At 62.2% G+C, this 26,321-nt stretch carries 22 protein-coding genes and 1 tRNA gene; 7 read left to right on the top strand and 16 right to left on the bottom strand.

Annotated elements, in window-relative coordinates:
* Window position 1 precedes the first annotated feature (1 nt).
* The 7 genes from fdhF to H156_RS0113325 all read right to left on the bottom strand — a co-directional run bounded on the left by fdhF (window position 2) and on the right by H156_RS0113325 (window position 9,643).
* Window positions 2–2,845 (bottom strand): formate dehydrogenase subunit alpha, encoded by a 2,844-nt coding sequence (gene fdhF / locus H156_RS0113355; protein WP_017364608.1) that lies wholly within the window; start codon window positions 2,843–2,845, stop codon window positions 2–4.
* A 56-nt stretch (window positions 2,846–2,901) separates the two neighbouring features.
* Window positions 2,902–4,452, bottom strand: a complete 1,551-nt coding sequence (locus H156_RS0113350; protein WP_017364609.1) for a formate dehydrogenase beta subunit — start codon at window positions 4,450–4,452, stop codon at window positions 2,902–2,904.
* Complete coding sequence (locus H156_RS0113345; protein WP_017364610.1) at window positions 4,449–4,928, bottom strand: formate dehydrogenase subunit gamma; 480 nt, start codon at window positions 4,926–4,928, stop codon at window positions 4,449–4,451. The genes H156_RS0113350 and H156_RS0113345 overlap by 4 nt, the downstream gene beginning before the upstream one ends.
* A gap of 143 nt (window positions 4,929–5,071) precedes the next feature.
* Window positions 5,072–6,703, bottom strand: a complete 1,632-nt coding sequence (locus H156_RS0113340; RefSeq protein ID WP_017364611.1) for a GTPase — start codon at window positions 6,701–6,703, stop codon at window positions 5,072–5,074.
* Window positions 6,700–8,493, bottom strand: coding sequence for a GTPase domain-containing protein (locus tag H156_RS0113335; RefSeq protein WP_017364612.1), 1,794 nt, complete (start codon window positions 8,491–8,493; stop codon window positions 6,700–6,702). Before H156_RS0113335 ends, H156_RS0113340 begins: the two co-directional genes overlap by 4 nt.
* Before the next feature lie 146 nt (window positions 8,494–8,639).
* Complete coding sequence (locus tag H156_RS0113330) at window positions 8,640–9,371, bottom strand: J domain-containing protein (RefSeq protein ID WP_017364613.1); 732 nt, start codon at window positions 9,369–9,371, stop codon at window positions 8,640–8,642.
* Window positions 9,368–9,643: a hypothetical protein gene (locus H156_RS0113325; protein ID WP_017364614.1), complete on the bottom strand. Its 276-nt coding sequence runs from the start codon at window positions 9,641–9,643 to the stop codon at window positions 9,368–9,370. The genes H156_RS0113330 and H156_RS0113325 overlap by 4 nt, the downstream gene beginning before the upstream one ends.
* Before the next feature lie 173 nt (window positions 9,644–9,816).
* Here H156_RS0113325 and H156_RS0113320 point away from each other — a divergent pair, with 173 nt between their 5' ends.
* A complete protein-coding gene (locus H156_RS0113320; RefSeq protein WP_010960675.1) occupies window positions 9,817–10,245 on the top strand; it encodes a hypothetical protein in 429 nt (142 codons plus the stop codon).
* A 67-nt stretch (window positions 10,246–10,312) separates the two neighbouring features.
* On the opposite strand, the gene H156_RS0113315 is transcribed toward H156_RS0113320, so the two are convergent.
* Complete coding sequence (locus H156_RS0113315) at window positions 10,313–12,805, bottom strand: ABC transporter permease (RefSeq protein WP_017364615.1); 2,493 nt, start codon at window positions 12,803–12,805, stop codon at window positions 10,313–10,315.
* Window positions 12,802–13,461: an ABC transporter ATP-binding protein gene (locus H156_RS0113310; protein WP_010960677.1), complete on the bottom strand. Its 660-nt coding sequence runs from the start codon at window positions 13,459–13,461 to the stop codon at window positions 12,802–12,804. Before H156_RS0113310 ends, H156_RS0113315 begins: the two co-directional genes overlap by 4 nt.
* A gap of 118 nt (window positions 13,462–13,579) precedes the next feature.
* On the opposite strand from H156_RS0113310, the gene H156_RS0113305 reads away from it, so the two are divergent.
* Both H156_RS0113305 and H156_RS0113300 read left to right on the top strand, forming a co-directional pair.
* Window positions 13,580–14,122: an arylesterase gene (locus H156_RS0113305; RefSeq protein WP_306440744.1), complete on the top strand. Its 543-nt coding sequence runs from the start codon at window positions 13,580–13,582 to the stop codon at window positions 14,120–14,122.
* Window positions 14,119–14,472 (top strand): HopJ type III effector protein, encoded by a 354-nt coding sequence (locus tag H156_RS0113300; RefSeq protein WP_017364618.1) that lies wholly within the window; start codon window positions 14,119–14,121, stop codon window positions 14,470–14,472. Before H156_RS0113305 ends, H156_RS0113300 begins: the two co-directional genes overlap by 4 nt.
* A gap of 4 nt (window positions 14,473–14,476) precedes the next feature.
* Here the strand turns inward: H156_RS0113300 and H156_RS0113295 are convergent, their stop codons facing one another.
* The 3 genes from H156_RS0113295 to H156_RS0113285 form a co-directional block, all read right to left on the bottom strand.
* On the bottom strand, window positions 14,477–15,682 hold the full coding sequence (locus H156_RS0113295; protein ID WP_017364619.1) for a transglycosylase SLT domain-containing protein: 1,206 nt from the start codon (window positions 15,680–15,682) through the stop codon (window positions 14,477–14,479).
* Between the two features lie 167 nt (window positions 15,683–15,849).
* Window positions 15,850–17,166: an FAD-binding protein gene (locus H156_RS0113290; protein ID WP_238536812.1), complete on the bottom strand. Its 1,317-nt coding sequence runs from the start codon at window positions 17,164–17,166 to the stop codon at window positions 15,850–15,852.
* 675 nt (window positions 17,167–17,841) lie between these two features.
* Window positions 17,842–17,918, bottom strand: a tRNA-Met gene (locus H156_RS0113285).
* A gap of 246 nt (window positions 17,919–18,164) precedes the next feature.
* Here H156_RS0113285 and H156_RS0113280 point away from each other — a divergent pair.
* From H156_RS0113280 to asd, 4 genes are all read left to right on the top strand, one after another.
* On the top strand, window positions 18,165–19,352 hold the full coding sequence (locus H156_RS0113280) for an aminotransferase class V-fold PLP-dependent enzyme (protein WP_010960683.1): 1,188 nt from the start codon (window positions 18,165–18,167) through the stop codon (window positions 19,350–19,352).
* A 94-nt stretch (window positions 19,353–19,446) separates the two neighbouring features.
* Complete coding sequence (locus H156_RS0113275; protein WP_017364622.1) at window positions 19,447–20,418, top strand: 2-hydroxyacid dehydrogenase; 972 nt, start codon at window positions 19,447–19,449, stop codon at window positions 20,416–20,418.
* A 9-nt stretch (window positions 20,419–20,427) separates the two neighbouring features.
* The gene (locus H156_RS0113270; RefSeq protein ID WP_017364623.1) at window positions 20,428–21,393 is read left to right on the top strand and encodes a hypothetical protein; all 966 of its coding nucleotides are present in this window, start codon (window positions 20,428–20,430) and stop codon (window positions 21,391–21,393) included.
* The gene (gene asd / locus H156_RS0113265; RefSeq protein ID WP_017364624.1) at window positions 21,390–22,256 is read left to right on the top strand and encodes an archaetidylserine decarboxylase; all 867 of its coding nucleotides are present in this window, start codon (window positions 21,390–21,392) and stop codon (window positions 22,254–22,256) included. Before H156_RS0113270 ends, asd begins: the two co-directional genes overlap by 4 nt.
* On the opposite strand, the gene lapB is transcribed toward asd, so the two are convergent.
* From lapB to cmk, 4 genes are all read right to left on the bottom strand, one after another.
* Entirely contained in the window at window positions 22,222–23,427 is a 1,206-nt protein-coding gene (gene lapB / locus H156_RS0113260; RefSeq protein ID WP_154656730.1) for a lipopolysaccharide assembly protein LapB, read from the bottom strand. The two genes, asd and lapB, sit on opposite strands and share 35 nt — an antisense overlap.
* A gap of 74 nt (window positions 23,428–23,501) precedes the next feature.
* Window positions 23,502–23,789 (bottom strand): integration host factor subunit beta, encoded by a 288-nt coding sequence (locus tag H156_RS0113255; RefSeq protein WP_010960688.1) that lies wholly within the window; start codon window positions 23,787–23,789, stop codon window positions 23,502–23,504.
* Window positions 23,790–23,863: 74 nt separating this feature from the next.
* On the bottom strand, window positions 23,864–25,531 hold the full coding sequence (gene rpsA / locus H156_RS0113250) for a 30S ribosomal protein S1 (RefSeq protein WP_010960689.1): 1,668 nt from the start codon (window positions 25,529–25,531) through the stop codon (window positions 23,864–23,866).
* A gap of 118 nt (window positions 25,532–25,649) precedes the next feature.
* Window positions 25,650–26,318 carry a (d)CMP kinase gene (gene cmk, locus H156_RS0113245; protein WP_010960690.1) on the bottom strand — a complete coding sequence of 223 codons (669 nt, stop codon included), beginning with the start codon at window positions 26,316–26,318 and terminating at the stop codon, window positions 25,650–25,652.
* Window positions 26,319–26,321 lie beyond the last annotated feature (3 nt).

Genomic DNA, 26,321 nt, shown 5'->3' with positions numbered 1-26,321 from the left:
ATCAGCCCGCCGTGGCCTTTTCCAGGAAGGACAACTGCTCTTCCGTGAAGCTGCGGAATTTCTGCTGCCACTCCGAAGGCGCATTGACCTTGGTAACCTGCACGGCGGTGACCTTGTACTCCGGACAATTGGTGGCCCAGTCCGAATTGTCGGTGGTGATGACGTTGGCGCCGGATTCCGGGAAGTGGAAGGTGGTGTAGACCACCCCGGGTTGCATGCGCTCGGAAACCACCGCCCGCAGCACCGTCTCGCCCTGCCGGCTCTTGATGCCGACCCAGTCGCCGTCCTTGATGCCCCGGTTCTCGGCGTCGTGGGGATGGATCTCCAGACGGTCTTCCGAATGCCAGGCCGTGTTCGCAGTGCGGCGGGTTTGCGCGCCCACGTTGTACTGCGACAGGATGCGGCCGGTAGTCAGGATCAGCGGGAATTTGCTGCTGGTGCGTTCCTCTGTGGGGACGTATTCCGTGAGCATGAACCGGCCTTTCCCCCGCACGAAATGGTCGACGTGCATGGTGGGCGTGCCGTTAGGCGCCTCCTCGTTGCATGGCCACTGCAGGCTGCCGACCTCGTCCAGGCGTTTGAAGCTGACCTTGCTGAAGGTCGGCACCAGGCTGGCGATTTCGTCCAGGATCTCCGAGGCATGGCTGTAGTTCATCGGATAACCCAGGGCGTTGGCCAGCATCTGCGTCACTTGCCAGTCCTCGTAACCGGCCAGCGGCGGCATCACCCGGCGTACCGGCGAAATGCGTCGTTCGGCATTGGTGAAAGTACCGCTCTTTTCCAGGAAGGAGGCGCCGGGAAGGAAGACGTGGGCGAACTTGGCGGTTTCGTTCAGGAACAGATCCTGAACGACGACGCATTCCATGGCCTCCAGCGCCGCGAACACGTGCTGGGTGTCCGGGTCGGACTGGGCGATGTCCTCACCCTCGCAGTAGAGTCCCTTGAAGCTGCCCTCCAGCGCGGCTGCGAACATGTTGGGAATGCGCAGGCCTGGTTCGGGATCCAGCCGGGTGTTCCAGGCCGCTTCGAATTGGGCCCGCACCGTGCTGTCTGAGACATGGCGATAACCTGGCAGCTCGTGGGGGAAGGAGCCCATGTCGCAGGAACCCTGCACGTTGTTCTGCCCGCGCAGCGGATTGACGCCCACGCCCTCGCGGCCGACGTTGCCGGTCGCCATGGCCAGGTTGGCGATGGCGATCACGGTGGTCGAGCCCTGGCTGTGCTCGGTGACGCCCAGGCCGTAGTAGATCGCCGCATTGCCGCCGGTGGCATAGAGCCGCGCCGCTTCGCGCAGGGTCTGTGCCGGTACGCCGGTGACGGACTCCATGGCTTCCGGCGAGTTGCGTTCATGGGCGATGAAATCCTTCCATTTGTTGAAGGACTCCGCCTCGCAGCGCGCATTCACGAAGGCTTCGTCGACCAGTCCTTCTCTGACGATGACATGGGCGAGCGCGTTGACCACGGCGACATTGGTGCCGGGCTTGAGCTTCAGGTGATAATCGGCCTCGATGTGCGGCGAGCGGACCATGTCGATGTCGCGCGGGTCGACCACGATGAGCCTGGCGCCCTGGCGCACTCGCTTCTTCATCAGCGAGCCGAACACCGGATGGCCGTCGGTGGGATTGGCGCCGATGACCATGATCACGTCGGACTTCATCACCGAGTCGAAGGTCTGGGTCCCGGCCGACTCGCCCAGGGTCTGCTTGAGGCCATAACCGGTGGGTGAGTGGCAGACGCGGGCGCAGGTGTCGACGTTGTTGTTGCCGAAAGCGGCGCGGACCAGCTTCTGCACCAGGTAGGCCTCCTCGTTGGTGCAGCGGCTGGAGGTGAGTCCTCCGACCGAATCCTTGCCGTATTTGGCCTGGATGCGCTTGAATTCCGAGGCGGCATAGTTGATCGCCTCTTCCCAGCTCACTTTCTGCCAGGGATCATGGATGCTCTTGCGGATCATCGGCGAGGTGATGCGGTCCGGATGGGTCGCATAGCCGAAGGCGAAGCGGCCTTTGACGCAGGAATGGCCATGGTTGGCCTGGCCTTTCTTGTCCGGGACCATCCGTACGACCTCGGAACCCTTCATCTCCGCCTTGAACGAACAGCCGACGCCGCAATAAGCACAGGTCGTGATGATCGAATGATCGGCCTGGCCCTTTTCGACCACGGATTTCTCGATGAGTGTCGCGGTCGGGCAGGCCTGGACACAGGCGCCGCAGGAGACGCACTCGGAATCCATGAAGGCCTGGTTCTGTCCGGGTGAGATCTTGGACTCGAAGCCGCGGCCGTCGATGGTGAGAGCGAAGGTGCCCTGGGTCTGTTCGCAGGCGCGGACACAGCGCGAGCAGACGATGCACTTGGAGGGCTCGAACTGGAAGTACGGATTGCTCAGGTCCTTTTTCGCATCGAAATGGTTTGCACCTTCGTAGCCGTAGCGTACTTCCCGCAGACCGACCACGCCGGCCATGTCCTGGAGCTCGCAGTTGCCATTGGCGGAACAGGTCAGGCAATCGAGGGGGTGATCGGAGATGTACAGCTCCATGATGCCGCGGCGGATCTGGGCCAGCCGGTCGTTCTGGGTCACGACCTTCATGCCCTCGAACACGGGCGTGGTACAGGAGGCCGGAAGCCCGCGCCCGCCTTCGATCTGGACCACGCACAAACGGCAGGAACCGAACGGTTCCAGGCTGTCGGTGGCACAGAGCTTGGGGATGTCGATGCCGATACTGGCGGCCGCCCGCATGACCGAGGTGCCTTCGGGCACGGTGGCGGTGAAGCCGTCGATTTCCAGGGTGACCATTTTGTCGGAAGTGCTGGGCGGCGTGCCGAAATCTTTGTCTTTTAGTAGAGCCATGGGGCTATCTCCTCTCTTGGTCGGTGCTTGCGGGGCACCCGTCAGGGAAGGGGGCGTCAGGCAACCTGCGCCACACTCTTCTCGCCGAAATCTTCCGGGAAATGATTGAGGGCGCTGAGGACGGGGTAGGGCGTCATGCCTCCCAGTGCGCAGAGCGAACCGGCCAGCATGGTGTCGCCCAGATCCCGCAGCAGCGCCAGATTCTTCGCCCGGTCCCGGTCGTCGATGATGCGGTCGATGACTTCCACGCCTCGGGTCGAACCGATCCGGCAGGGTGTGCATTTGCCGCAGGACTCGAGCGCGCAGAATTCCATGGCGTAGCGTGCCATCTTCGCCATGTCGACCGTGTCGTCGAATACCACGACACCGCCATGGCCGAGCACGGCCCAGATGGCGCTGAACGACTCATAGTCCAGCGGGGTGTCGAACTGCGATTCCGGCATGTAGGAACCCAGCGGGCCGCCGACCTGCACAGCGCGGATCGGGCGCCCGCTGGCGGAACCACCGCCATAGTCGTACAGCAGCTCGCGCAGGGTCATGCCGAAGGCCTTCTCGATCAGGCCTGGCCGCTTGACGTTGCCGGCAAGCTGCAGCGGCAGGGTACCGCGTGAGCGGCCCATGCCATAGTCGGCGTAGTATTTGCCGCCCTTGTCCAGGATGATCGGCACCGAGGCCAGCGAGATCACGTTGTTGATGACCGTGGGCTGGCCGAATAGGCCCTCGATGGCGGGCAGCGGCGGCTTGAAGCGAACCATGCCGCGCTTGCCTTCGAGGCTTTCCAGCAGGGCGGTTTCCTCGCCGCAGACATAGGCGCCGGCGCCCAGACGGACTTCGAGCTGGAAGCGCTTGCCGCTGCCGAGGATGTCATCGCCCAGGTAGCCGGCCTGGAGAGCGGCCTCAATGGCCTGATTCAAGGCCACCCCGGCATGGGGATATTCGATGCGGAGATAGATGTAGCCCCGGGTTGCCCCCACTGCGAGACCGGCGATGGTCATGCCCTCGATCAGCACGAAGGGGTCACCTTCCATGATCATGCGGTCGGAGAAGGTACCGGAATCACCCTCATCGGCGTTACAGACGACGTACTTCTGGCCGGCGGGGGCATTGAGCACCGTCTTCCATTTGATACCGGTGGGGAAGGCCGCACCGCCGCGACCCCGCAGGCCGGAAGCGGTGACTTCCTCGACGATCGCGGCGGGCTCCATCGCCAAGGCGTTACGCAGTCCGCGGTAGCCTCCGTGAGCCAGATAATCTTCCAGGCAGACCGGATCGGTGATGCCGACGCGGGCGAACGTCAGGCGTTCCTGATTCTTGAGGTAAGGTATTTCCTCCGTCAATCCTTGATACAAGGGATGTGCCTTGCCTTCCAAGAAGCCGGCTTCGAACAGGCCGGCGACGTCGCCCGGCCGCACCGGACCATAGGCGACACGCCCGCCGGGGGTGACGACCTCTACCAGGGGTTCGAGCCAGTACAGGCCGCGTGAACCGTTGCGGACCAGCTTGATCGCCGTGCCGCGCCTGGCGGCCTCGAGCTGGATGGCATTGGCCACCCGCTCGGCACCGAGACCGAGGGCGCTGGAATCACGGGGGACGTAGACCGTAATCATGCGGCGACCTCCTTCAATTCATCGATGATCGCGTCGAAGCTCTGCGGCGAGACGTGCCCATACACCTCATGGTCGATCATCATCGAGGGCGAGCAGGCGCAATTGCCGAGGCAGTAAACGGGTTCCAGGCTGAAGGCACCGTCCGCCGTGGTTTCGTGGTAGTCGATGCCGAGGCGTGCTTTGACGTGGGTTTCCAGGGACTCGGCGTTCATGGCTTGGCATGATTCGGCCCGGCACAGGCGGATCGTGTGCTTGCCCGGCGCGGTGGTGCGGAAATAGTGATAGAAGCTGATGACGCCATGGACTTCGGCCCGCGAGAGATTTAGCGCCTTGGCGATTTGTGGAACCGCGTCCTCCGGAATGAACCCGATGCGGTCCTGGATTCCGTGAAGAATGGGCAAAAGTGCCCCCGGCATGGACTTCTTCTGTTCGATGACTTCCGTCACCGCATCGCGGTCCCATTCGGTCTGCGTCATGGTGCGTCTCGTGCGTGCCTGGCAAAAATAGTTGATTAAAGTAGTATGGATTTATAGCACAAAGGCAATCCGGTGCAACAGGAGTTAACTGAAAAATTAAAGCACTTTTGTGTTGCATGCTCAACGACGTATGGCTTTGCCGTTCAGCGTCCCGGCAGCAGTCGGGCGATTCTGGAATCCCCGATGATCCTGTCGTCACCAGGGATTTCACAGGATTTCAGCCATTCGGAAGCGGTTTCGGCCAGTTGCTCGCTGCGGCGCCCCAGCTGCTCCAGCGACCGGGACACCCCGGTTCCGATTTCATCCAGGCCGGCATCGAGTCCTGCGCGGATTCCCTTAAGGGCGGCCCGCTCCGCAGACGGTTTGAGGGCACGGTACGACAGGTAGGGCAGCAGCCATGCCAGGATGATCAAAAGGGCACTGTGGACGGCGAAATCGACGCCCAGATACCCCAGGTGCTCGGTGCTGCTACGGTAGTAGAACGTCACCACGTTGAAGGTCACCCAGCCGGCCGCTCCCAGCGGAAGGAGCAGGGAGGCGATTCGGCACAGACGGTAAAGCACCCGCTGCAGCCGGTTGCCAGGCCGTGACAGAGCGCAGCGCAGCCGTTCCTCGACCCGCCTGCCAACCGTGGCGGAAGCACCGGTCGCCAGCGGTGCCAGTGCCTGCTGCAAAGGTAGCCGCGGCAGTTTCCGGTCGTCTGCGTCGACGGTCAGACCCGCTAGCACGTCTTCCCAGCGCTGTTGTGCCCAGGGATCCCAGACGGCATTGACGGGCGGGCCATCCCCATCGGCGGCGGATTCGGGCGGCGCCAGTGATTTGAGCCGGCCGGCCAGGAATTCCTCCGCGGCCCGCTGCGTCACCCAGGCGAGTCCCTGCTTGAGCTCTGTCGCGACCTCGTTCCATTGTGCCTCCCAGCTGCCACGCTGCGCATCCCAGGCCGATCGTTGCTCCAGGCGTGCCTTGACCACGGCGAGACAGGTTTGCAGTCGCCGGGTGCGGCAGGCCAGTGCCTGGGACTCGATCTGATCGACCAGATGTTTGTCTGCCAGTTCTTCGATCAGCCGTTCCAAGGACGCAAAATCGTCCGCCGCTGCGGGCGTTCCGTCGTCGCTGGCGCATTGGGTGCGGAACAGGTAGGGCTCGGCAAACCCGCTGTTTTTCAGCAGCGCGAGGAAATCCTGAATCTGCACGGGATCGCCGTGGTCCCACTGGTTCATGACGAAAGCCCAGGCGTGGGTGCCGCGCTGCTCCATCAGCATCGCCCAGCCGCAGTCGTCGCGATAACGCTCCGGACTGACTACATAGATCAGGAGATCGATGTGAGGGATCCAGCGCAGGGCCAGTTCCCGGTTGGCGGTCTCGGTGCTGTCGATGTCCGGCATGTCGATCCAGACCAGCCGGCGCAGGGTGTCATTGTGGTGATGGGCCAGACGGATCCGGTCTAGAGGCAGATCGGGGGGGAAACGGTCGAGCCGCACCGATTCGTGGGCGTAGAGCGAGACTTCGCGCGAGGTCGGTCGTTCGACGCCCACCCGGGCGATCGCCGCGCCGGCGAGGCGGTTCAGCAGCGAGCTCTTGCCGACGCCAGTGCCGCCGAAAAAGCCGATCACCAGCGGGCGGTGGATGCTGCCGTCGAACAACGTGCCCGGACTCGTGTCGTCGAGGCCGGCGAAGGGCTCGACGTCCTCACGGCTGAGCCAGCCGGCGTGCGCCAGTGCCTGGACCCAGGCGAGGATTTCGCTCCGGATGGCCGAATATTCCTGTTGATTCATGGTGTACCGGGGGCGGCGGCGAGTTCCCGCTCCGCTGCTTCGAGGGTGCCGGCGGGGATGAAGAAGCCGGTGTCATGAGGCATGTCTTCTGGCGCACGGAGCAGGTTCGCCGCGAGATGATCCTCGAACAAACAGCTCACTGCGGCAGCCTGACGTTTTTTCAGATCCTCGGCGGCTCGCTGGACGTAGTGGCCCAGGGCGCTTTCGGTCAGCAGCGAGGTGAGCGACAAGATGGCCGGCGCGATCACGAAGTCCTGCAAGCCGATTCCGCCGGTATGCAATCCGACTGCCAGTGCCGCGGCGTCGGTGGTGACACGGGTGGCCCTGAGACTGTTGAGCACCGCCGGATGTTCCCGCAGACGGTCGTACAATGCATGCGCGGTCTTTTCGACTTCCGGCCCGAACTCGCGCGAATAGGTCGAGACGGCCTGCGAGAAACGGTCGAGCACGGCGGCTTGCCGGTGGCCGATCTCGCGTCCCAACGCCAGCCACCAAGGCCTGGTTTCCGTGGCAGTCTCTGCGATCTCGGCCACCTCCTGGCGCAGCGTGAGCATGACGTGGAGGGCGATCTGCTGCAGTACCGAACGTTCGCTGCCCAGATTGGCGGCATCGGGCCGCCACCGCCGTCCGAGCTGCCTGACCGGCCAGGTCATGATCCGCCGCATTTGCGTCAACACGCGAGCCACGCCGGGAATTTCCAGCAGGGTCAGCAGTTCGGCGAGTGCGCGCTGGAAGGTCTCGTAATGGTGGGGGTGGTCGAGATAGTCACGGCGGTAGAGCCGGCTTGCCGAACCGATCGCCCGGCCGACCAAGGCTCGCCACTCCTGCTGGGCCTGCTGCTCGACGCGGACCGGCGCGAGCCAGCTTTCCCAGTTCGCCCGCACGAATCGCATCAGTCCCAGGCACTGGCGCGAGCGGTCCGTCTGCCTGAGCAGGGTCCGGGTGGTTTCGACCAGCGCATCCACGCCGGGAGGCTCGGAAGCGTTCCCTCCCAGATAGGGCAGGGTGACGATGGGCGGCATGGCGTCACTCCGAACCTGGCGCCACTTTCCGCCCAGCGAGCGTACCACCGTCTCTGCGGTTGCCGGAGGCGTCTTGTTCAGGCAGATGAAGCTGGGGATGCCGAGCGGCTCGATCATGGCCAGCAGCTCCCACACCGACTGGTCGGCATATTTGTCCTTGCTGAGCACGCAAATCAGAAGATCCGAAAGCGCGATGGCCCGGAGCAGGCCGCCGCGGTAGCGTTCCGAATCGATCGAATCGAAATCCGGCGTGTCCCAGACGGTAACGGCAAGGCCCAGCCGGGGAAGGCGGGCAGGCATCGGTTCGAAACCGAAAAACCGGAAATCCTCGGCGGGCAGGTCGGCGACGCGTCTTGCCTGCAGGGGATCGAAGTAGCGGTACAGTGCGGTCACGGCCTCTCCCTCGCCGCCGTAGGCGAACCCTTGCGGATGCCGGGTGAATCCTGCCAGGGGGCTTGCGACGGCCGCATTCTCGCCCAGGAGCCAGTTGATCACCGAGCTCTTGCCGGCCTGGGTGGGGCCGATCACGGTGATCTGAGGCAGCATCGCGCCCGTTCTGAGCCAGCGCAGCCTGAGGTTCGCCAGCTGGAGCGAGTACAGGTTCCGGCGATGATCCGCGGGCCGCGCCGGCCCGGTCTTCGCCAGATGGTCGTCCTGGCGCACGTAGCATCGTTCCAGGCTGGCGAGAAACTGCCGAAGCGCCGGCCCGCCAGGACCGTCGCCGGAATTCACCAGCAAGGCATTACGGCCTGCGCGCTCCTTCGCCATCAAAGGAGGCTCCCCGCTGCGGCAATCAGAGAGGCGGCGCCGACGGTTTCCGGGTTTCGATAGGCTGGGCTGGAATACATGAGCGGTGAGGTGGTCGGGGAGATGCGGACTTCGTTCCTCGGGGATTTTAACGCGTTTGAGTGCAGTCAGCGGCTTTCGCGCAGCAGCACGTCCTTCGCCTGATTGATCTTGGCCGCGAGATAATCCGATCCGCCCCGGTCCGGGTGCAGCTTCTGCATCAACCGCCGGTGGGCTTCGACGACGGCCTCGCGCGGTGCACCCTCTTTCAATCCCAGGATCGCCAAGGCCTCGGCCCGGCTCATCCGACCCGATTGCGACGAACCGGTGGCCGTGTCATCGGCTCCAGCGCGGGCCCGCCAGCCGGTTCCGATCACGCGGTCCAGGTAGACTCCCAGCAGGCGGGCCGATTCGCCATCGGCCTGCAGCAGTTCGGCATGGAGCTCCCGCAGATCCGCGAGACTCAGCTCACAGAGCCGACGACCGGCCTGTCGCCCGGCGAGCACTTCACCTCGGATTTCCCCGCTGCTGCGGTCCAGGCGCAGCCGGAGGAACCGCGTTTCCACGACGGACTCTCCCGCGGCGCCGAAGGTTTTCCGGCGCCACAGCCGCTGCAGGACGGGCAGCAGGGGAATCAGCCCGGGCAGCAGTCGCAGCAAGGCCGCCAGCAACGCACCTGCGAGCGGCACGACCCAGCCAAGCCGTCCGGTAGCCGCCAGTCCCGCAAACAGCAACAGAACGAGCCATGGTGCAATCCGCCGCATTTCTTTCGCCAGGCGGGGACGCAGGGCGCGCAAAAAGGCCGCCAGTGGGGGCAGGACGAGCAGCAGGACCAGGAGCAGGAGGACGATCTGGATCAAGGCTGACGCAGCCGGCGGATCGATTCGGGTATTTCGGCATCCCCACGCTCCGGCGATGCCTGCATTGGATGGCCACCCCCTGCGGCATAGGCGGCCGCTGCTCGGAGCAGACGGGCGAGCCGATCCGGTCTGGCGGCATCGAAGTCGCCTGGCGCCCGACCATCCGCCTCATCGCCCGGATGTTCGAAGCCGCGGCGCAAGCCCGCCGGGCGGCCGTACCGGTCCGCCATCACCAGGGATTCGACCGCTTCGACAGGATGCTTGTGACTCATGCGAAACCTGCCGATCGCGGATGTTTTCTCGTCATGCGCCACAGTGTACAGGAGACGCCGTCGGCCTTCGAATCCCTGCCCGAGCCTCCTCCTTGTTCGAAGATGGGGCAACATGGTAACGTGCGCGTACCCTGGGAAGGGGAGACTTGATCCCAACGAGGAGGTAATAACGAATGTCTAACGAAAACAATAGCGAAGGACCCGCCAAAGCAAACATTTTAGATACGCTCAAGTCCAATCCGAAAATACTGTACGTGATCGGTGGGGTCGCTGTCGTGATCCTGCTCGCCCTGGCCATGGGCGGCGGCGGGAGCGGAGAGGTCCAGGTGAAGACCGCGGTCCAGGTCGGTCAGACGGTGGTGGTGTCCAATCCCAACGTGGGCGACTCCCAGCTGACCGCGGCGCCCGGCCTGATGAACGTCGCCTCGGGGGAGGAGGAAAACGACGAGCAGAAAGTCTGCGTGGTGAAATCGGGCACCCGGGCGACGGTGGAAGAGGAATCGATCGTGGGCGCTTTGCCGTTCGTGAAACTCAAGATTCTGGACGGTGCCTGCGAAGGCAAGAGCGGCTGGACTTCCAAGGTCAACGTGTCTGCGAATTGAGTGACGCCGGCGATGGGGAGGGCAGCGGGTTGCCCCCCATCGCTGCTGCCGCGGATGCTTCTTCGTTTCAGGACAGGTCACGCAGAACGTCGTTGGGACTCACCGCGACGACCCGGCGGACGCTCCATCGTCCCGCCATCCCCACAGTGATCGCGCCCAGGCAGGGTGCGGCCAGCCAGAGCCAAGGGTGTGCCTGTGGCGCCAGATTCATCACTCTGGAAAATGCCACGGCACCGACCAGTTCGGTGGAGGCGGCGGCAAGGATGCCGGCAAGAAACCCCAGGACTGCAAACTCGATCCACTGACTCCTCTTCAAAAGCGGTGTGTCCGCGCCGAGGGCCCGTAACAGCGCATCCTCCCGCAGCCGCTCCTCCGCCGTGGCGTGCACCGCCCCGAATAGGACCGTGAAACCGGCGACCACCGCGAATCCCAGAACGACCTGGACCGCCAGCGTCACCTGCTGCAGGATCGATTGAAACTGTTTCAGCAAGGCATCGACATCCAGCAGAGTGATCCCTGGGAATGCCTTGACCAGGTTACTGAGCACGGTGCTCCGTCCCGAAGGAACATGAAAGCTGGTCAGATAAGTGCGTGGCTGGTCCTGCAGGCTGCGAGGGGAGAAGATCATGTAAAAGTTCGGAGTCAGGGCGTCCCAGCGGACGCTGCGTATGCTTTCGACCGTCGCGGACACCGGCGTGCCGGCCACATCGAACGTAAGCTGCGAACCGATCCGGATGCCCAGTTCTGCGGCGAGCTTCTCTTCCACCGATACCCGTAGAGGCACACCCGACCACCAATGGCCACGGACGATACGGTTGCCGGCCGGCAGCCCCTCGCTCCAGGTCAGGCTGAGGTCCCGCTCGAGGGCCGCTTCGGCATGGGAGTCCTTCGGCGCGAGCTCGTGTGCATCGATCCCGTCCACGCTGACCAGACGCCCTCGAACGATGGGGTAGATCCCGCTGCTTTCGATCGATTCGGCCTCGAGCATTTGCCGGAACCGGTCCAGTTCGGTCTCCTGCAGATTGAGTGCGAAAAAGTTGGGCACATTGTCCGGTGACTGCCGTTTCCACTCGGACACGAGCTCGTTCTGTACGACGTGGCTGATCAGCATGGCGGCCATGGCCAGCCCGAACCCCATGATCTGAACCGAGGCGAGACGGCGACGGCGCAGCAGGGAGTGCAGGCCGAGACGCCAGACCAGAGGACGCCGGCGCAGCAGCGTCGGCAGCAATCGCAGAAGACCGTCGAGGCAAAAACCGAAACCCGCCAGTGTCGCCGCGCCTCCCATGAGGACGAACCCCACCAGTGCGGGATCACGCGCGGGGCGCAGAAGCAGGGCCGCCAAGGTCACGATGGCAATGCCGAGACCCAACCAGACGCTGGGCGGGGTGGGTCCGAGGTCGCGCCGCAAGACTCTCAGCGGCGGCACGCGCATCAGCTCCGGCAGAGGCGGGACGGCAAAACCCACGAGGATGACCATTCCGATCAGTGGTGCCGTCAGCAAACTTTCCAGCCCCGGCTGGGCCAGGTCATGGGGCAGGAGCCCTGCGACCGAGCGGGCGATAGCGGCCTGGACCAGATAACCGAGGGCGCTGCCGAGAAGGGCGCCGGGGAGTCCCACCATCATCAGGACGCAGATGTGGATCGCCAGGATGTCGTTCTTCGTCGCCCCCATGCATTTGAGCAGGGCGGTCGTGTCGGAATGGCGCTCGGTATAACGCCGAGCGCTCATACCGATCGCCACACCGGCGATCAACACGATCATCACGCCGGTCATGCCGAGATAACGTTCGGCGCGGTTCAATGCCGTTCCGACTTCGGGGCGGTCCTCATGCACGTCCAGCAGCCGCTCGCCTCGCTGCAGCCGGGGCCGGAGCCAGGCTTTGAAACGGCGTACGGCGGTGTCCTTCCCGGCGAACATGTCGTAGTAGTGCACCCGGCTGCCGGGCTGAATGACCCGAGTGGCCGGCAGATCGCCGAGGTTCATGATCACACGCGGCGAGAGGCTGTAAAGGTCCCCGCGCCGGTCCGGTTCGTGGGTGAGGAGCCGCTCGACGCGGAATTGTGCGCTGCCGACCGTGAGTGAAGCGCCGAGCGTGAGGCCGAGGGTAGTCAGCACCCGGGATTCGACCCAGACGGTGCCCGGTTGCGGAATGCCACCCGCCGGCCTTTCGTCCACCGCTCCCGCAGCTCGGGTGCGGACTTCCCCGCGTAAGGGGTAGGCGGGACTCACGGCCTTGATCCCTCCCAGCAGAATCTGCTCGTTCTCCATGAGCACGCTGGGGAATTCCACGCTGGCCGCGTGCTTCAGGCCCAGGCTCGCCGCTTGCTCGAGCCACTCCGGAGGGATCTGGCGATGGCTTGCCAGCGTCAGGTCACCAGCGATGAATTCCGCCGCATGATCGACCATGGTGCGGGCCAGGCGATCGCTGAACAACTGGGTCGCTGCGGTGGCGGCCACGGCGATCAGGAGTGCGGCGAGCAGCACACCGAGTTCGCCACCCCGCCAGTCACGCCTGGCGAGCCGCCAGGCCAGGCGGAAACCGTAGGCGGCCCTCATGACTCGAGCATCCGCCCGGCCTCCAGCCGGAGCAGGCGATCACAACGCGAAGCGAGACGGGCATCGTGCGTCACCAGGACCAGCGTGGTGCGATGCTCGCGGTTGAGGTCGAACAGCATATCGATGATGGTCTGGCTGGTACGGTCGTCGAGATTTCCGGTCGGCTCGTCGGCGAAGAGGATGTCCGGCACCGTGACGAAGGCGCGCGCAAGGGCCACTCGCTGCTGCTCCCCGCCGGAGAGCTGGCGGGGATAATGTCCCAGGCGATGCTGGAGGCCGACCCGGGCCAAGAGCCCCCGGGCGCGGTCCCGGGCTTCGTCGAGACGACCGCCGAGTTCCAGCGGCAGCATAACATTTTCCAGGGCGGTGAAGCTGGGCAGAAGCTGGAACGACTGGAACACGAAACCGACGTGCCGCGCCCTCAGCCGTGCCAAACCATCTTCGTCCAGTTGCGAAAGGCGGCAGCCGGCAAGCTCGATCTCGCCCGCAGACGGCCGGTCGAGGCCGGCGAGCAGACCGAGCAGAGTCGACTTGCCGGAGCCGGAGGTTCCGACGATCCCGACGCTCTCACCCGGTTTGATCGCCAGGTCCACACCTGTCAAGATATCCAGTCTTTCACCGGCGCTTACGACCCACTTGTCCACCTGTCTCGCCATGATCAAAGCGCGCCTGCCCTCCGGTCCGGCATCGTTGCTGTTCTTGTCCATCGTGTCTGGCTTCATCTCGATAACTCCCCTTTCGGCGGATTCAGCGGCGGCCGATTCTTTGCTCGTCGTGGGCGACAGCCTCAGTGCCGGCTATGGCCTCTCGGACAGCGGCCAAGGGTGGGTCGCATTGTTGCAGCAAAGACTGCAGCCTCGAAACATCACCGTGGTCAACGCCAGTATTCCCGGCGATACCAGCGGCGGCGGACTGGCCCGCCTGCCTGCAGCGCTGGCAGCGCACCATCCCCGGATCGTGATCCTTGAGCTCGGCGCCAACGATGGCCTACGCGGCCTGCCTCCGGCGGCGTTGAAAGCCAACCTCGGCGCCATGATCGATCAGGCGAGATCGGCCGGGGCGCAGGTCCTGCTTCTGGGCATGAAGCTCCCGCCGAATTACGGCGGCCGCTATGCGGAGGCCTTCGAACGGGTGTATCAGGAACTCGCCGAGGAGAAACAGGTTCGACTCTTGCCATTTTTTCTCGACGGGGTCGCAGGGGACGAACATCTGCTACAGTCTGATGGCCTCCATCCAAACGCCGAGGCGCAACCCCTCCTCATGAAAAGCGTATTCGAGAAACTCGAACCACTCCTAGTATCGATCGACCGACCATGACCCCAGAAGAACTCATTGCCCGGATACGGCAAGGCGACCGCATCGCCTTCACAGACACCGTCGAAGCAATCGACTCGGCTTATCATTTTACTCCGACCGAATTTCGCAACGGACGGGGGGATGATGTCGTGATCAATCCGGCCGGTACCAACTCGGGTTCATGCAAGATTTTCGGTTTCGCCCGGCTGCACAGGCTGTCGGTCACCGAAACCCTCGCATTGTTCGGCGACTATTACTGGGAGGACGTGCTCGGTCGTCCGGACGGCGACGATCATCGCAACATCCGGACTTTCATGAAATATGGTTGGGAGGGAATCAGCTTTCCGGAAAGTCCTCTGGCGCCGCGCTGAGTCGCTAGCCGTGCCCGGACTGCCGGCCGAGAGCCGACAGCGTGGTGCCACGTCTTCCGCCCCTTTTCCTGGCCGCCGTAGGTTTTCCGCCGTCGAGGATCGAGGCCAGCGCCGCGGCGCTCTCGACCGGCAGCAGGACGTCATACCGGCGTTTGGGCGGTTGCACGCCGGGTTTGAGGGCAGGATTCATCCTGAAAAATTCCTGTTCGGGGAGTCCCGAGCTAGCGACGACCTCGGCCACACGGACCTTCGAATCGACCTCCACCCTCGTCAGGTAGGGCCGGTCCCGGATTTTCCTGAGCTTCAGGCCGTAGCCTTCCGGATGGGCTATGATGCGGGATAAGGCCAGTATCCGAGGCACGTAGGCCCGGGTTTCGGCCGGTAGATCGAGCGTCCAGAAGCTGCCACCCCGGCCGGCCTTGAGGCTGGCAGCGACCGCCCGTTGCACCGCTCCCTCGCCGGCATTATAGGCGGCCAAGGCCAGCAGCCAGTCGCCGTTGAAAACGGTGCCGAGATGTTTCAGGTACGACAGAGCCGCGGACGTCGACGCATGTATGTCGTAACGGCCATCATAGTTTTCGTCCACGGTGAGTCCGTGTTCTTCGCCAGTGCCCCGCACGATCTGCCACAGGCCGACGGCGTCGCGGGGGGAGGCTGCCAAGGGATCGAACGCACTTTCGACCATGGGGACGACGAGCACGTCCATGGGCAGCCCTTTGCGCTCGATTTCGCTTGCCAGATAATGCAGAAAAGGCTCTCCCCGCCTTGCTAGCGCATCGAGATGGGCCGGATTGTGCCTGAAGGCTTCGATTTCGGCATCGACCGCTTCATGTCGAATGTCGCTCAGAACCAGCTTTTGCCTGATATGCTGCCACAGGCCTTCTTCCCCCGGTGAGCCGGAAGCCGCTCTGGCCAGACGCAGACCGGGTGCTGCCCTGGGTTTCCGTCTCTTGGTCGCCGGAACCCTGGCCGTTTCGGAATCTTCTCCCACCGGCAGATCCCCGTCCCACAGGCGGCTCGCGAGCCGGTCCTGCAGTAGCGCCAAGTCCGAAGGCAATCGAAGATAAGCCGGGTCGACCGGTTTTTCCGGCGGCGATTCGACATCGCGATGCGACACCGAATGCTGGCCGGCAGGCGGCAGGGTGTGAGCGCAGGCTGCCAGGAGCGGCGGAAAAGTCAGCGTGCCAATCAGTCGCGTCGCTCTTCGCAATAACGCAGACCGCCCCTTGTGTCCGACACCGAGAGGGGCGATTGGGTATAATCGATCGGGCATAGCTTCAATGAATTAAGCCAGAAATGCTTGATCCCTATCTCATGAGATTCGAATTCTGCCTCAAACACCCCTCCGTGGCAAGTTCTGTATCCTAGGGGCAACGCTTAATGCTTTTTCTTCATCCGACGGACTTCAACGGGGGATGCCCGGCCCGCAGTCGATACTTTGTCGTATACCTCGTCGAATGCCAGCTTGCATAACGGTAATTTTTCGCGCAGACGATCATAGCTGCCATGATTGAACATTCGACGGAAATCGGTGCGGCTCAAAGCCGTTTTCGCATATAACGCCTGATATCCGTGATGCTGCAGGACGAATTGTTCGAGCAAGCCGAGCACATCCCTGGCATCTCTGTCTTTCTTTTTAAGAGTGCCGTAAGCGCCGATATCCACGAACAGCTCATCCTCGACGCCGTTTTCGTCGCAGAAGGGACGGACAAACCCGATATCCTCACTGTTCCGCCGGATCGACATGGGTGATAGCCAGAGAGGATAGAGTCCAGTATGCTCGTCGAAATACTCGATTGATTTACTGAGATATCGTATGGGCATCAGCATATCCTGAATCATCTGATGACGCTCCCTGAGCTCTCTGGTGGTTTCAGTTTCCGTATACTTCAGAAGTTCGATACGTGGCGGCATCGCCCAGCCCAGCAGAACCCGAAACAGCGGATGGTTGCCGAAGGGGATGATGTCTTTCATCATCCAGAAATAGCTTCTTGTATGCCTGTGAAAGTAATCCTCCAAAGGAATGTATTCGACGTTGTTCGAGTTCGGCCGGAGGCGATTCTCCACGTGCTTGAAGAACCAGGGTTTATACCACCGGTTTATGGGGTTGACAGGGCCGTCGTGTCCTGCTGCGTCCATCAGTCTGCCGCACATGATGACGGCTGCGTCCCTGTTGTATACGATCCCTTCCACGAAATCGTTATCGGTGTTCCTGGCCTCGGACTCGAACAGCTTCGCCATTTCGTTCAAAGAAGATACGGGCTGATAATGCAATCGTACATATTTTTTTGCGGGTATTATTTGGAGTTCTGCGGCCACAAGAAAACCGAGTGTGCCATGGCTCCATGGAATTTGATGAAACAGCTCTGGATTCTCGCTGCGACTGCAGGTAACCAAAGTTCCTTCTGACGTTATGATCTCGAAAGATTCGCATATATGTTGAAATAGACCGTATCTATGGCTGCTGGTTTCGACGCCGAACCCCATGATCAGTCCGCCCACCGTCAAGTCATTCAGCTCGGGAACCACGGGAAGCATCCATCCCTCGATCTTCAAGGTGGAGGATAACTGCCCCATCGTGACCAGAGGTTCGACTCTCACGACACGCCGGCTCACGTCGATTTCCAGAATATCATATAAATCAATATGGATTTTTCTGTGGGAATATTTATATATTGGGATGAGCTCGCTCATGCTTTTCCATCCCGAACGACCCGTGCATAATTTTTCTTTGCATCCTTGCTCTTTCCATAGATCGATCTGTCTGATCACTCGTCTGACTTTTTCATCATGTCTGGCGGGTGCACTATGACAGAGAAAAATGATGCGGTTTCTCAGAGTTACGTAGGCGCCGTAAATGACTGATATGGGCAACAGGAACAGCGTAGCGAAAAGGCCGCGATGGTATGTCAATATATATTCGAGCATGCCGAGATGAATGTTGGTGAGTGTAAGGCAAGCCCCGGCGCTGCCGCTGGGCCCAAGGGGGCGTGCCAGAAATCGGGAACCGAGAAGACCAAAGAGGTGACAGAGAGTACCAGACTCCCGTCCGCAGACGACAGGTGTCGAAGGCGGGCCATTTGAGGACGATGGCGCGGTTCGGCTTTGGGTCAAGCTTTGACGCGCATGCGGAGAGACCAGGAAGCATCTCCGGTCGATGCCGGCGGCGATGCGGTTTTTTCGTTTTACGAATGCGGAGGATCCGGGTCTCCGGTCGGTCTGACGTAGCCGCGAGCCGCTCCATATGTGCGCATAATGTATATTATGTTAAATCGCAAAAAGCGATGGGTCGCCTTTGACAGACAGGAAGAGAATAGCCCGCGAAGCCTTGGCGCTTGCAGGGTCTTTGGATCTTGGCGAGGCTGGGGATGGTGGTGGCGGGCGGAATTGAACCGCCGACCTAGGGGTTATGAATCCCTCGCTCTGACCAACTGAGCTACGCCACCGTCGGAATGGACACGCCGACAAGCGCGCCCGGGGTGAAGGCGCGCATTATCAATTTCGGTGACGTGCGTGTCAAGAGCGCCTCATGATTGAAGAATGTCCGGCCGCTGTGGCATGATTGCCGTCCTTCCTGAGGGGATGAGCCCGGCTGGCGGCGGTTTTCCATGTCGAGGCTCGTCCCGTTCCCATCCGTACCTCTACGAATATTTAAGAGCAATATCTCGATCCTATAACACAAGGTGAATTTGATGCCTGGTCGCAACCATCTTTACGTTCCTGGTCCGACGAACATTCCGGATGCCGTTCTCAGCGCGATGCACGTACCGATGGAGGACCATCGGCGACCGGACTTCCCTGCCCTCGTGACCCCGCTGCTGGAGAATCTGAAAAAGGTATTCCGGACGGAAGCAGGGCAGTGCTTCATCTTTCCGGCCACGGGAACCGCGGGTTGGGAAATTGCTCTCTCGAATACGCTCTCTCCCGGCGACAAAGTGTTGTCCTATCGTTTTGGACAATTCAGTCATCTGTGGATCGACCTGGCCAGACGTCTGGGCCTCGAAGTGGAGTACGAGGAGGTGCCGTGGGGTCAGGGGGTGCCGCTGGACAGACTGGAGGCGCGCCTGAAAGCCGACACCGCTCATGAAATCAAGGCGGTGCTGATCTGCCACAATGAGACTGCAACCGGTGTGACCAACGACCTTCCGGCCGTACGCAAGGCCATCGATGCGGCCGGCCACCCTGCCCTGTTCTATGTCGATGGCGTGAGTTCCATCGGTTCTCTGGATTTCCGCATGGACGAATGGGGCATCGATATCGGCGTGGCCGGCTCCCAGAAAGGCTTCATGCTGCCGGCCGGTCTGGCTCTGCTGGGCTTCAGCCAGAAGGCACTGAAGGCGCGGGAGTCCGCTAAGTGCAAGCGCGCATTCCTGGACATCAACGATCACATCCTTCACAACGCTGGCGGTTTTTTCCCGTATACCCCATCGATCCCGCTGCTGTATGGTCTGCGCAAGTCGCTGGAACTGCTGCTCGAGGAGGGGCTGGAGAACGTTTACGCCCGCCATGCCCGCTTGGCCGAGGGTGTCCGCCGGGCGGTGGCTGCCTGGGGGCTCCAGCTCTGCGCCCAGGATCCGAAATGGTATTCGAACACCGTGTCGGCCGTCGTCGTACCACCGGAGTTCGATGCGCGCGACGTGATCCACACGGCTTATTTCCGCTATAACCTGTCGCTGGGTGCGGGGCTGAGTGAAGTCTCGGGGAAAGTATTCCGCATCGGTCACTTGGGGGATCTCAACGAATTGAGCCTGGCCAGCGCCATCGTGGGTTCGGAAATGGCCATGCTGGACGTGGGTATTCCCTTGACGCCGGGCAGCGGCATCGCGGCGGCCAGCGCCCATTGGCGCGAAACCGCTCCGGTAATCCAGCCCCGAGTCTGATCCGCCGGACCTCGCCGGAGACTGATGGTTGCGGCGAGGCACGATTCCAACGGGCGCGCCGGCGGGCGCGCCCTCCCCTTTGTCTGGAGCCGCCATGAGCAAACCCAAAGTACTGGTGACGCGACGCTGGCCGGAATCTTGTGAAAGTAGACTCCGGGAGTCGTTCGACGTCGTCTTCAACGCCGACGACCATCCCATGAGCAGGGACGAGTTGAAGGCGGCCCTGCGCGATTACGATGCGGTTCTGCCTACGGTGACCGATGCCATCGATGCGGATGTGCTGGCTGTAGAGCCACTGCGCTGCAAGATCCTCGGCAATTTCGGGGTGGGCTTCAACCATATCGATCTCGATACCGCCCGGCAGCGCGGCATCGCCGTCACCAATACTCCCGACGTGCTGACGGACTGTACCGCCGATATCGCCATGCTGCTCATGCTCGCGGTCGCCCGTCGGGGTGGAGAAGGAGAACGGGAAGTCCGAAGCGGCCGCTGGACGGGATGGCGCCCCACCCACATGCTCGGTACCAAGGTGACCGGCAAGATCCTGGGACTCGTCGGATTCGGTCGGATCGCCCGCGCCATGGCGAAAAAGGCCCATTTCGGATTCGACATGCCCGTCATCTTTTACGATCCTTTTCCGCCGCCGCAGGATTTGATCGATGCCCTGGGCGCCGAGCAATGCGGCACCCTGGAAGAGGTACTGGAACGCGCCGATTTCGTCGCGCTCCACTGTCCCGGCAGCAAGGAAAACCGGCATTTGATCAATGCGGACCGTCTGGCTCGGATGAAGCCGCAGTCCTATCTCGTCAACACGGCCCGCGGAGACGTGGTGGACAATGAAGCCCTGATCGAGGCCTTGCGGAACCGGCGCATCCGGGGCGCGGGACTGGACGTTTACGAAGGCGAACCCCGGCTGAACCCGGGTTTTCTCGAACTCGACAATGTCGTGTTGTTTCCCCACCTGGGCAGTGCCACCGAGGAGACGAGGATCGCGATGGGCATGCGCGTCATCGACAACATCACTGCGTTTTTCGAAGGGCGTCCCCCCCGAGACAAGGTGACCTGATTGCCGGCAATGGCGGCCGATCCGTTCCCTTTGTGGCCCGCCCGGATAGTGGCGGAGGACGTCTACCGGTCTGTCTGGGAGCGGGTCCGCCCGGCTTTCCTGGCCTCGATGGCCACACAGCGCATTCCTTTGACTCTCGCCGAATCCTTGGCGAGAGTCTATGTGCCGCTGGCAGCCTGGGTCCTTACTCACAGGGACAACGGCCCATTCGTGCTTGGCGTCAACGGCGCGCAAGGTTCCGGCAAGTCGACCCTATGCGACTTCTTGGCGCTGATTCTGCGCGAGGGCTATGGGTGCAAGGTTGCCGGTTTTTCCATCGACGATCTCTACAAGACGAGATCTGAAAGGGAGAGGTTGGCGCGGGAAGTGCACCCTCTGCTGATGACACGGGGCGTTCCGGGTACTCACGATGTCGAGCTGGGATTGCAGACGCTCGATCGACTGACGAAGATTGGGCCGGAAGTCTCCGTGGCTTTGCCGGCATTCGACAAGTCGGTCGATGACCGGCGCCCGCTGTCGGCCTGGCCGCAAATCACGGCTCCGGTCGATGTCGTCATCTTCGAAGGCTGGTGTGTCGGCTGCGTTCCTCAGGTCGGAGAGGATCTGGTCCGTCCGATCAACGCCTTGGAGTCTGGGGAGGATGCCGACGGTAGCTGGCGGACCTACGTCAACGAACAGCTCGGTGGCCCTTATGCCGAACTGTTCGACCGACTGGACAGATTGATCATGCTGAAGGTCCCCGATCTGGAATGCGTATACCGGTGGCGAGGCCTGCAAGAGCGTAAGCTGGCGGCAGCGGTCCGGGGCAACGGCTCCTCGAGCCATCGTCTGATGGATGAGGCGGCGCTGCGGCGTTTCATCATGCATTACGAACGGCTCACCCGGCATATGCTGGCGGAAATGCCCGCACGTGCCGACATCACACTGTTTCTTGACGAAAATCATCGCTTCGTCCGCGCTCATATCAACGAATGATCATGGCCGCCTTGCCGTTCAAGCTGTTTGCCAGCATCCAATATCTGCTGCCTCAACACGGCCTTTCACGGTTCGTGCACTGGGCGGTCCGCATTCGCCAGCCCTGGTTCAAGAACGCTCTGATCCGTGCCTTCTGCAGGTTCTATCGGGTCGATCTCGCGGAGTCCGTCTGCAGTTCGCCGGAGTCGTTCGAGTGCTTCAACGCCTTTTTCACACGTGCGCTGAAACCCGGCGTGCGATCGGTCTGCAGCGAGCCCGACGCCATCGCCTGTCCGGCGGACGGTATGATCAGCCAGCTCGGTGCCATCGAGGGTACACGGTTGTTCCAGGCCAAAGGACGCTGCTTCGAACTGGCCGAACTGCTTGGCGGTGATCGCAGCCGGACAGAGGCATTCGAAAACGGTAGCTTTGTCACGGTCTATCTTTCGCCCCGTGATTACCACCGTGTCCATATGCCGGTGGCAGGCACCCTGGCAGCTATGACGCATGTGCCAGGCGCCCTGTTCAGCGTCAACGTCGCGACGACGGAAAACGTCCCGAATCTCTTTGCACGAAACGAACGGCTGATCTGTTATTTCGATACCGCCGCGGGACCGATGGCGGTCATTCTGGTTGGCGCGATTTTCGTGTCGAGCATTGAGACCGTCTGGCACGGCGAGGTCACACCGCCCCGCTCGAAGACGATCAGGCGGTGGGATTACTCAGGGCAAGGCCTCCGATTCGAACGCGGTGCTGAAATCGGCCGCTTCAACATGGGATCGACCGTGATCGTCCTTTTCGGTCCCGGCCACGCGCGCTGGAAGGCCGGGATCGGTGCCGGCATGTCCGTCAAGATGGGGTTGTCGCTGGGGTCTTACCGCTGAAACCGACACCCGGATCGGCCGGCTGGATGGTTTCCCAGGCGCGGCAGGTGGGACAGTGCCAATGCAGCTCACGGCATTCATAGCCGCACTGTACGCAACCGTAACCGGGATGCCTGGACGCTAGGCCGTCGAGGGCGGTCAGGCAGCGCCGCAGGATCGACAGGCAATCACCGTCGATGCAGGTGGCTGCTCCGGCATAATGCAGCGTGCGGCGGATCAGGTTCAGGCTCGACCGCTCGGACAGAAGACCCGTCAGATAGCTCGCCGCCGCGGGCGCCCCTTCCCGTTGCGCCAGTTCGTCGGCCAGAAGTAGGGCGGCCGCTTCTGTACGATAACGCTGATAGACATAGTCGAGATAGGTCAAATACCCGTCCATGTCCCGAAGACTGGCATGGCAGAGCCGCAACTGCCCTATGACCTCCGGCAGAAAGGCGGGATTTTGGAATTCCACCGACCGTAGCAGGGTACCCGCTTCCGCCCATTGCTGTCGTTGCAGAGCGAGCCTTGATTTCAGGAGGGTCGCCCGGACGCAGCGCGGATCTTCGGCCAGGGCCTGCTGAAGATGCGCATGGGCCGCGACTGTTTCTCCCCGGGCGATCGCCGATTCGGCCTGCTCGCACAGGAGATGGGCTAACGTGGCGTTGCGCTGGCCGGCGTCGAACTTCTTGAGTGACCGGGCGCATTCGGCCGCCCTCACCCAATCCTTTTCGCTCTGGTAGATCGCCAGCATTTGCTGGAGCGATGCCTTGCCGTGGGAAGCAGTCGCGGTCAGGCCCGCGAAGACGGTTTCGGCCCGATCCAGCAGCCCGGCGCTCAGATAATCCATGCCCAGTTCGAAACGAATGGCGTGCAGCTGTTCGTCCGACATCTGGGGTTGGGAATGGAGGCGTTCGTGCAGTTCGATCGCCTTGGAAAGCTCTCCACTCCTCCGCAGCAGGCCGCCGAGGGCCAGTTGCAACTCCAGGGTCTTGGCGCTGGAATCAGCGATCTGTCTGAGCAGATGAAACGCCTCATCGGCTCTGGCTCCGATGGCCGTGTCGGTGGGGGTCTGATAGGCCCGCTGGAGACCGTCATTCAGTCCAGCCGACAGGTTTCGTCCGTGGTGTCTGGCCGCTGCATACCAGCCGGAAGCGGCAGCCACCGGCAGCAACAGGGTCAGCAGTTCAAGCATCGGGACGTCCGACATTCGGTGCCTCCACCATTCGTCCGAGGAGGGCGAGGCGATTTGTTGCCGCCGAGAAGTCCTTAGTCCTTGATCGAATTGACCCGGTCGCGCAACTCCTTACCGGGTTTGAAATGGGGAACGCGCCTGGATGGCAGATGAACGGACTCGCCGGTCTTGGGATTCCTGCCGACCCGGGGGGGACGATGGTGCAGGGAAAAACTGCCGAACCCCCTGATTTCGATGCGCTCGCCTCCGGCCAGCGCCTCACTCATGCAGCCGATCATCTCCTTGATCGCATGTTCGATGTCCCGGGGGGACAGATGCGGATACTTTCCGGCCAAGGATTCGATCAATTCCGATTTAGTCATGTCGATCTCCAGGTTCCAAAAAGCGGACCGGAAGGGGTCTTACGACCCCCTCCTCCGGGGAAAACCGTAAACGATCAGCGGTTTTCCATCTGTTCCTTGAAAATGTCGCCGAGGGTCGGGGTGCCGGACACCTGCTGCGAGTAGTCCTTGATCGCCGCCGCTTCCTCATCCTGATCCTTGGACTTGATCGACAGGGAGATCGACTTGGTTTTCTTGTCGACACCGATGAATTTGGCTTCGATTTCGTCACCCACGTTCAGCAGTGCCCGCGCGTCTTCGACCCGGTCGCGCTGGATTTCGGAGGCGCGCAGATAGCCTTCCACGTTGTCCGCCAGAGTGATGACCGCGCCTTTGGCATCCACCTCTTTTACCACGCCGCGTACGATCGAACCTTTGTCGTGAGCCGCCAGGAAGTTCTGGAATGGATCCTGTTCGAGCTGCTTGATGCCCAGCGAGATGCGCTCGCGTTCCGGATCGATCGCCAGGATGACGGTCTCCAGCTCGTCGCCTTTCTTGAACTGGCGGATGGCTTCCTCGCCGGGCACCGACCAGGAAATGTCGGACAGATGCACCAAGCCGTCGATGTTGCCGTCGAGGCCGATGAAGATACCGAAATCGGTGATCGATTTGATCGTGCCCCGGATCTTCTCGCCCTTCTTATGGGTCGCAGCGAACTCGTCCCAGGGATTCTGTCTGCACTGCTTCATGCCCAAGGAGATGCGGCGGCGTTCCTCGTCGATGTCCAGGACCATGACCTCGACTTCCTCACCGAGCTGGACGACCTTGGCCGGATTGACGTTCTTGTTGGTCCAGTCCATTTCCGAGACGTGGACCAGACCCTCGACGCCCTCTTCCAGTTCGACGAAGCAGCCGTAATCGGTGAGGTTGCTGACCTTGCCGAACAAGCGGGTGCCAGCGGGATAGCGGCGGGCGATGTTGACCCAGGGGTCTTCACCGAGCTGTTTGAGGCCCAGTGACACGCGGTTCTTTTCCTGATCGTACTTGAGCACTTTGACCTGCAGCTCCTGGCCGATCTGGACGGCTTCGGACGGGTGACGCACGCGCTTCCAGGCCATGTCGGTGATGTGGAGCAGGCCGTCGATTCCGCCCAGGTCGATGAATGCGCCATAATCGGTGAGATTCTTGACCACGCCGGTGACGATGGCGCCTTCCTTGAGGCTTTCCATCAGCGCTTCCTTCTCGGCGCTGAACTCGGATTCGACCACGGCACGGCGCGACAGCACCACGTTGTTACGCTTCTGATCGATCTTGATGACCTTGAACTCCAGGTCCCTTCCTTCCAGGAAAGCGGTGTCGCGCACGGGACGCACGTCGACCAGGGAGCCGGGCAGAAACGCCCGTAGGGCGCCGATGGCCACGGTAAAGCCACCGCGGACCTTGCCGACGATACGGCCGACAACGGTCTCGTTGTTCTCGAAAGCTTTCTCCAGGTCTTCCCATGCCTTGAGCTTTTTCGCCTTGTCGCGGGACAGCAGGGTCGCGCCGAGGCCGTCCTCCACCATATCCAAAGCGACCTCGACCTGATCGCCCACCTGGACTTCCAGCTGGCCGTCGGCATTGAGGAATTGCCACTTCGGAATGACGCCTTCGGATTTCAGTCCGGCGTTGACGACGACCGCATCGGTGCCGATGTCGACGACGGTGCCGGTGATGATGCTGCCCGCGCGCATCTCGGCTTTCGCCAGACTTTCTTCAAACAGTTCTGCAAAGCTTTCGCCCATGATCGATGATTCCAGCGTCCGAGGTATGAAATCGGACGAATGTTGATAGAGTTGGTTGACGATCGTGTCCGCTCGCCGCGCGGCGGAACACACCCTGTACTGTATTGGCCTCAGGATTTCAGTGCGATTGCACCACGGAGAGGCAAACCTGGATCACTTCATCGACGCTCAGGTCCGATGAATCGATCACGACGGCATCCGCCGCCGCTCGAAGCGGCGCGATCTGCCGCTCCCGGTCGCGCCGGTCGCGTTCCTCGATCTCTTCGGTCAAGTGCGCTAGGCTAACATCCATGCCTTTTTCTTTCAACTGGTTATAGCGCCGGCGGGCGCGAACCTCCGCGCTCGCGGTGAGAAAGACCTTGTAAGGGGCGTCCGGGAAAACCACCGTCCCCATGTCGCGGCCGTCCGCCACCAGCCCCGGGGGCCGGCGGAAGCCGCGCTGTTTGTCCAGCAATGCCTGCCGCACCGCCGGAAACGCCGCCAGCTTCGAGGCCAGATTGCCGCATTCCTCGGTGACGATACGTCCGCTAATGTCGGCGTCCCATAACAGGATGCGCGCCGTCGAATCCGCTCCGAACACGAGATCCAGCGATGCCGCGAGCGCCGCCAGCGCCGACTCGTCCTCCCGGGAGACGCCCCGGTCCACGGCCGCGACTGCCAGCGCCCGATAGATCGCACCGCTGTCCAAAAAATTCCAACCGAGCCGGGCGGCGACCGCACGGGCCGCAGTGCCCTTGCCGGCGCCGCTGGGGCCGTCGATGGTGAGTACGGGAATGGTGTCCTGCATGCC

Source organism: Methylococcus capsulatus str. Texas = ATCC 19069 (assembly GCF_000424685.1).
Classification (GTDB): domain Bacteria; phylum Pseudomonadota; class Gammaproteobacteria; order Methylococcales; family Methylococcaceae; genus Methylococcus; species Methylococcus capsulatus.
The sequence above is the reverse complement of the archived record's forward strand: the minus strand, read 5'-3'. Positions and strand labels throughout refer to the sequence as shown.

Coding starts and splice junctions, on each gene's coding strand:
- fdhF (WP_017364608.1), bottom strand. CDS start 2,845: ATGGCTCTACTAAAAGACAAAGATTTCGGCACGCCGCCCAGCACTTCC.
- H156_RS0113350 (WP_017364609.1), bottom strand. CDS start 4,452: ATGATTACGGTCTACGTCCCCCGTGATTCCAGCGCCCTCGGTCTCGGT.
- H156_RS0113345 (WP_017364610.1), bottom strand. CDS start 4,928: ATGACGCAGACCGAATGGGACCGCGATGCGGTGACGGAAGTCATCGAA.
- H156_RS0113340 (WP_017364611.1), bottom strand. CDS start 6,703: ATGAATCAACAGGAATATTCGGCCATCCGGAGCGAAATCCTCGCCTGG.
- H156_RS0113335 (WP_017364612.1), bottom strand. CDS start 8,493: ATGGCGAAGGAGCGCGCAGGCCGTAATGCCTTGCTGGTGAATTCCGGC.
- H156_RS0113325 (WP_017364614.1), bottom strand. CDS start 9,643: ATGAGTCACAAGCATCCTGTCGAAGCGGTCGAATCCCTGGTGATGGCG.
- H156_RS0113320 (WP_010960675.1), top strand. CDS start 9,817: ATGTCTAACGAAAACAATAGCGAAGGACCCGCCAAAGCAAACATTTTA.
- H156_RS0113315 (WP_017364615.1), bottom strand. CDS start 12,805: ATGAGGGCCGCCTACGGTTTCCGCCTGGCCTGGCGGCTCGCCAGGCGT.
- H156_RS0113310 (WP_010960677.1), bottom strand. CDS start 13,461: ATGGCGAGACAGGTGGACAAGTGGGTCGTAAGCGCCGGTGAAAGACTG.
- H156_RS0113300 (WP_017364618.1), top strand. CDS start 14,119: ATGACCCCAGAAGAACTCATTGCCCGGATACGGCAAGGCGACCGCATC.
- H156_RS0113290 (WP_238536812.1), bottom strand. CDS start 17,166: ATGAGCGAGCTCATCCCAATATATAAATATTCCCACAGAAAAATCCAT.
- H156_RS0113280 (WP_010960683.1), top strand. CDS start 18,165: ATGCCTGGTCGCAACCATCTTTACGTTCCTGGTCCGACGAACATTCCG.
- H156_RS0113275 (WP_017364622.1), top strand. CDS start 19,447: ATGAGCAAACCCAAAGTACTGGTGACGCGACGCTGGCCGGAATCTTGT.
- H156_RS0113270 (WP_017364623.1), top strand. CDS start 20,428: ATGGCGGCCGATCCGTTCCCTTTGTGGCCCGCCCGGATAGTGGCGGAG.
- asd (WP_017364624.1), top strand. CDS start 21,390: ATGATCATGGCCGCCTTGCCGTTCAAGCTGTTTGCCAGCATCCAATAT.
- lapB (WP_154656730.1), bottom strand. CDS start 23,427: ATGCTTGAACTGCTGACCCTGTTGCTGCCGGTGGCTGCCGCTTCCGGC.
- H156_RS0113255 (WP_010960688.1), bottom strand. CDS start 23,789: ATGACTAAATCGGAATTGATCGAATCCTTGGCCGGAAAGTATCCGCAT.
- rpsA (WP_010960689.1), bottom strand. CDS start 25,531: ATGGGCGAAAGCTTTGCAGAACTGTTTGAAGAAAGTCTGGCGAAAGCC.
- cmk (WP_010960690.1), bottom strand. CDS start 26,318: ATGCAGGACACCATTCCCGTACTCACCATCGACGGCCCCAGCGGCGCC.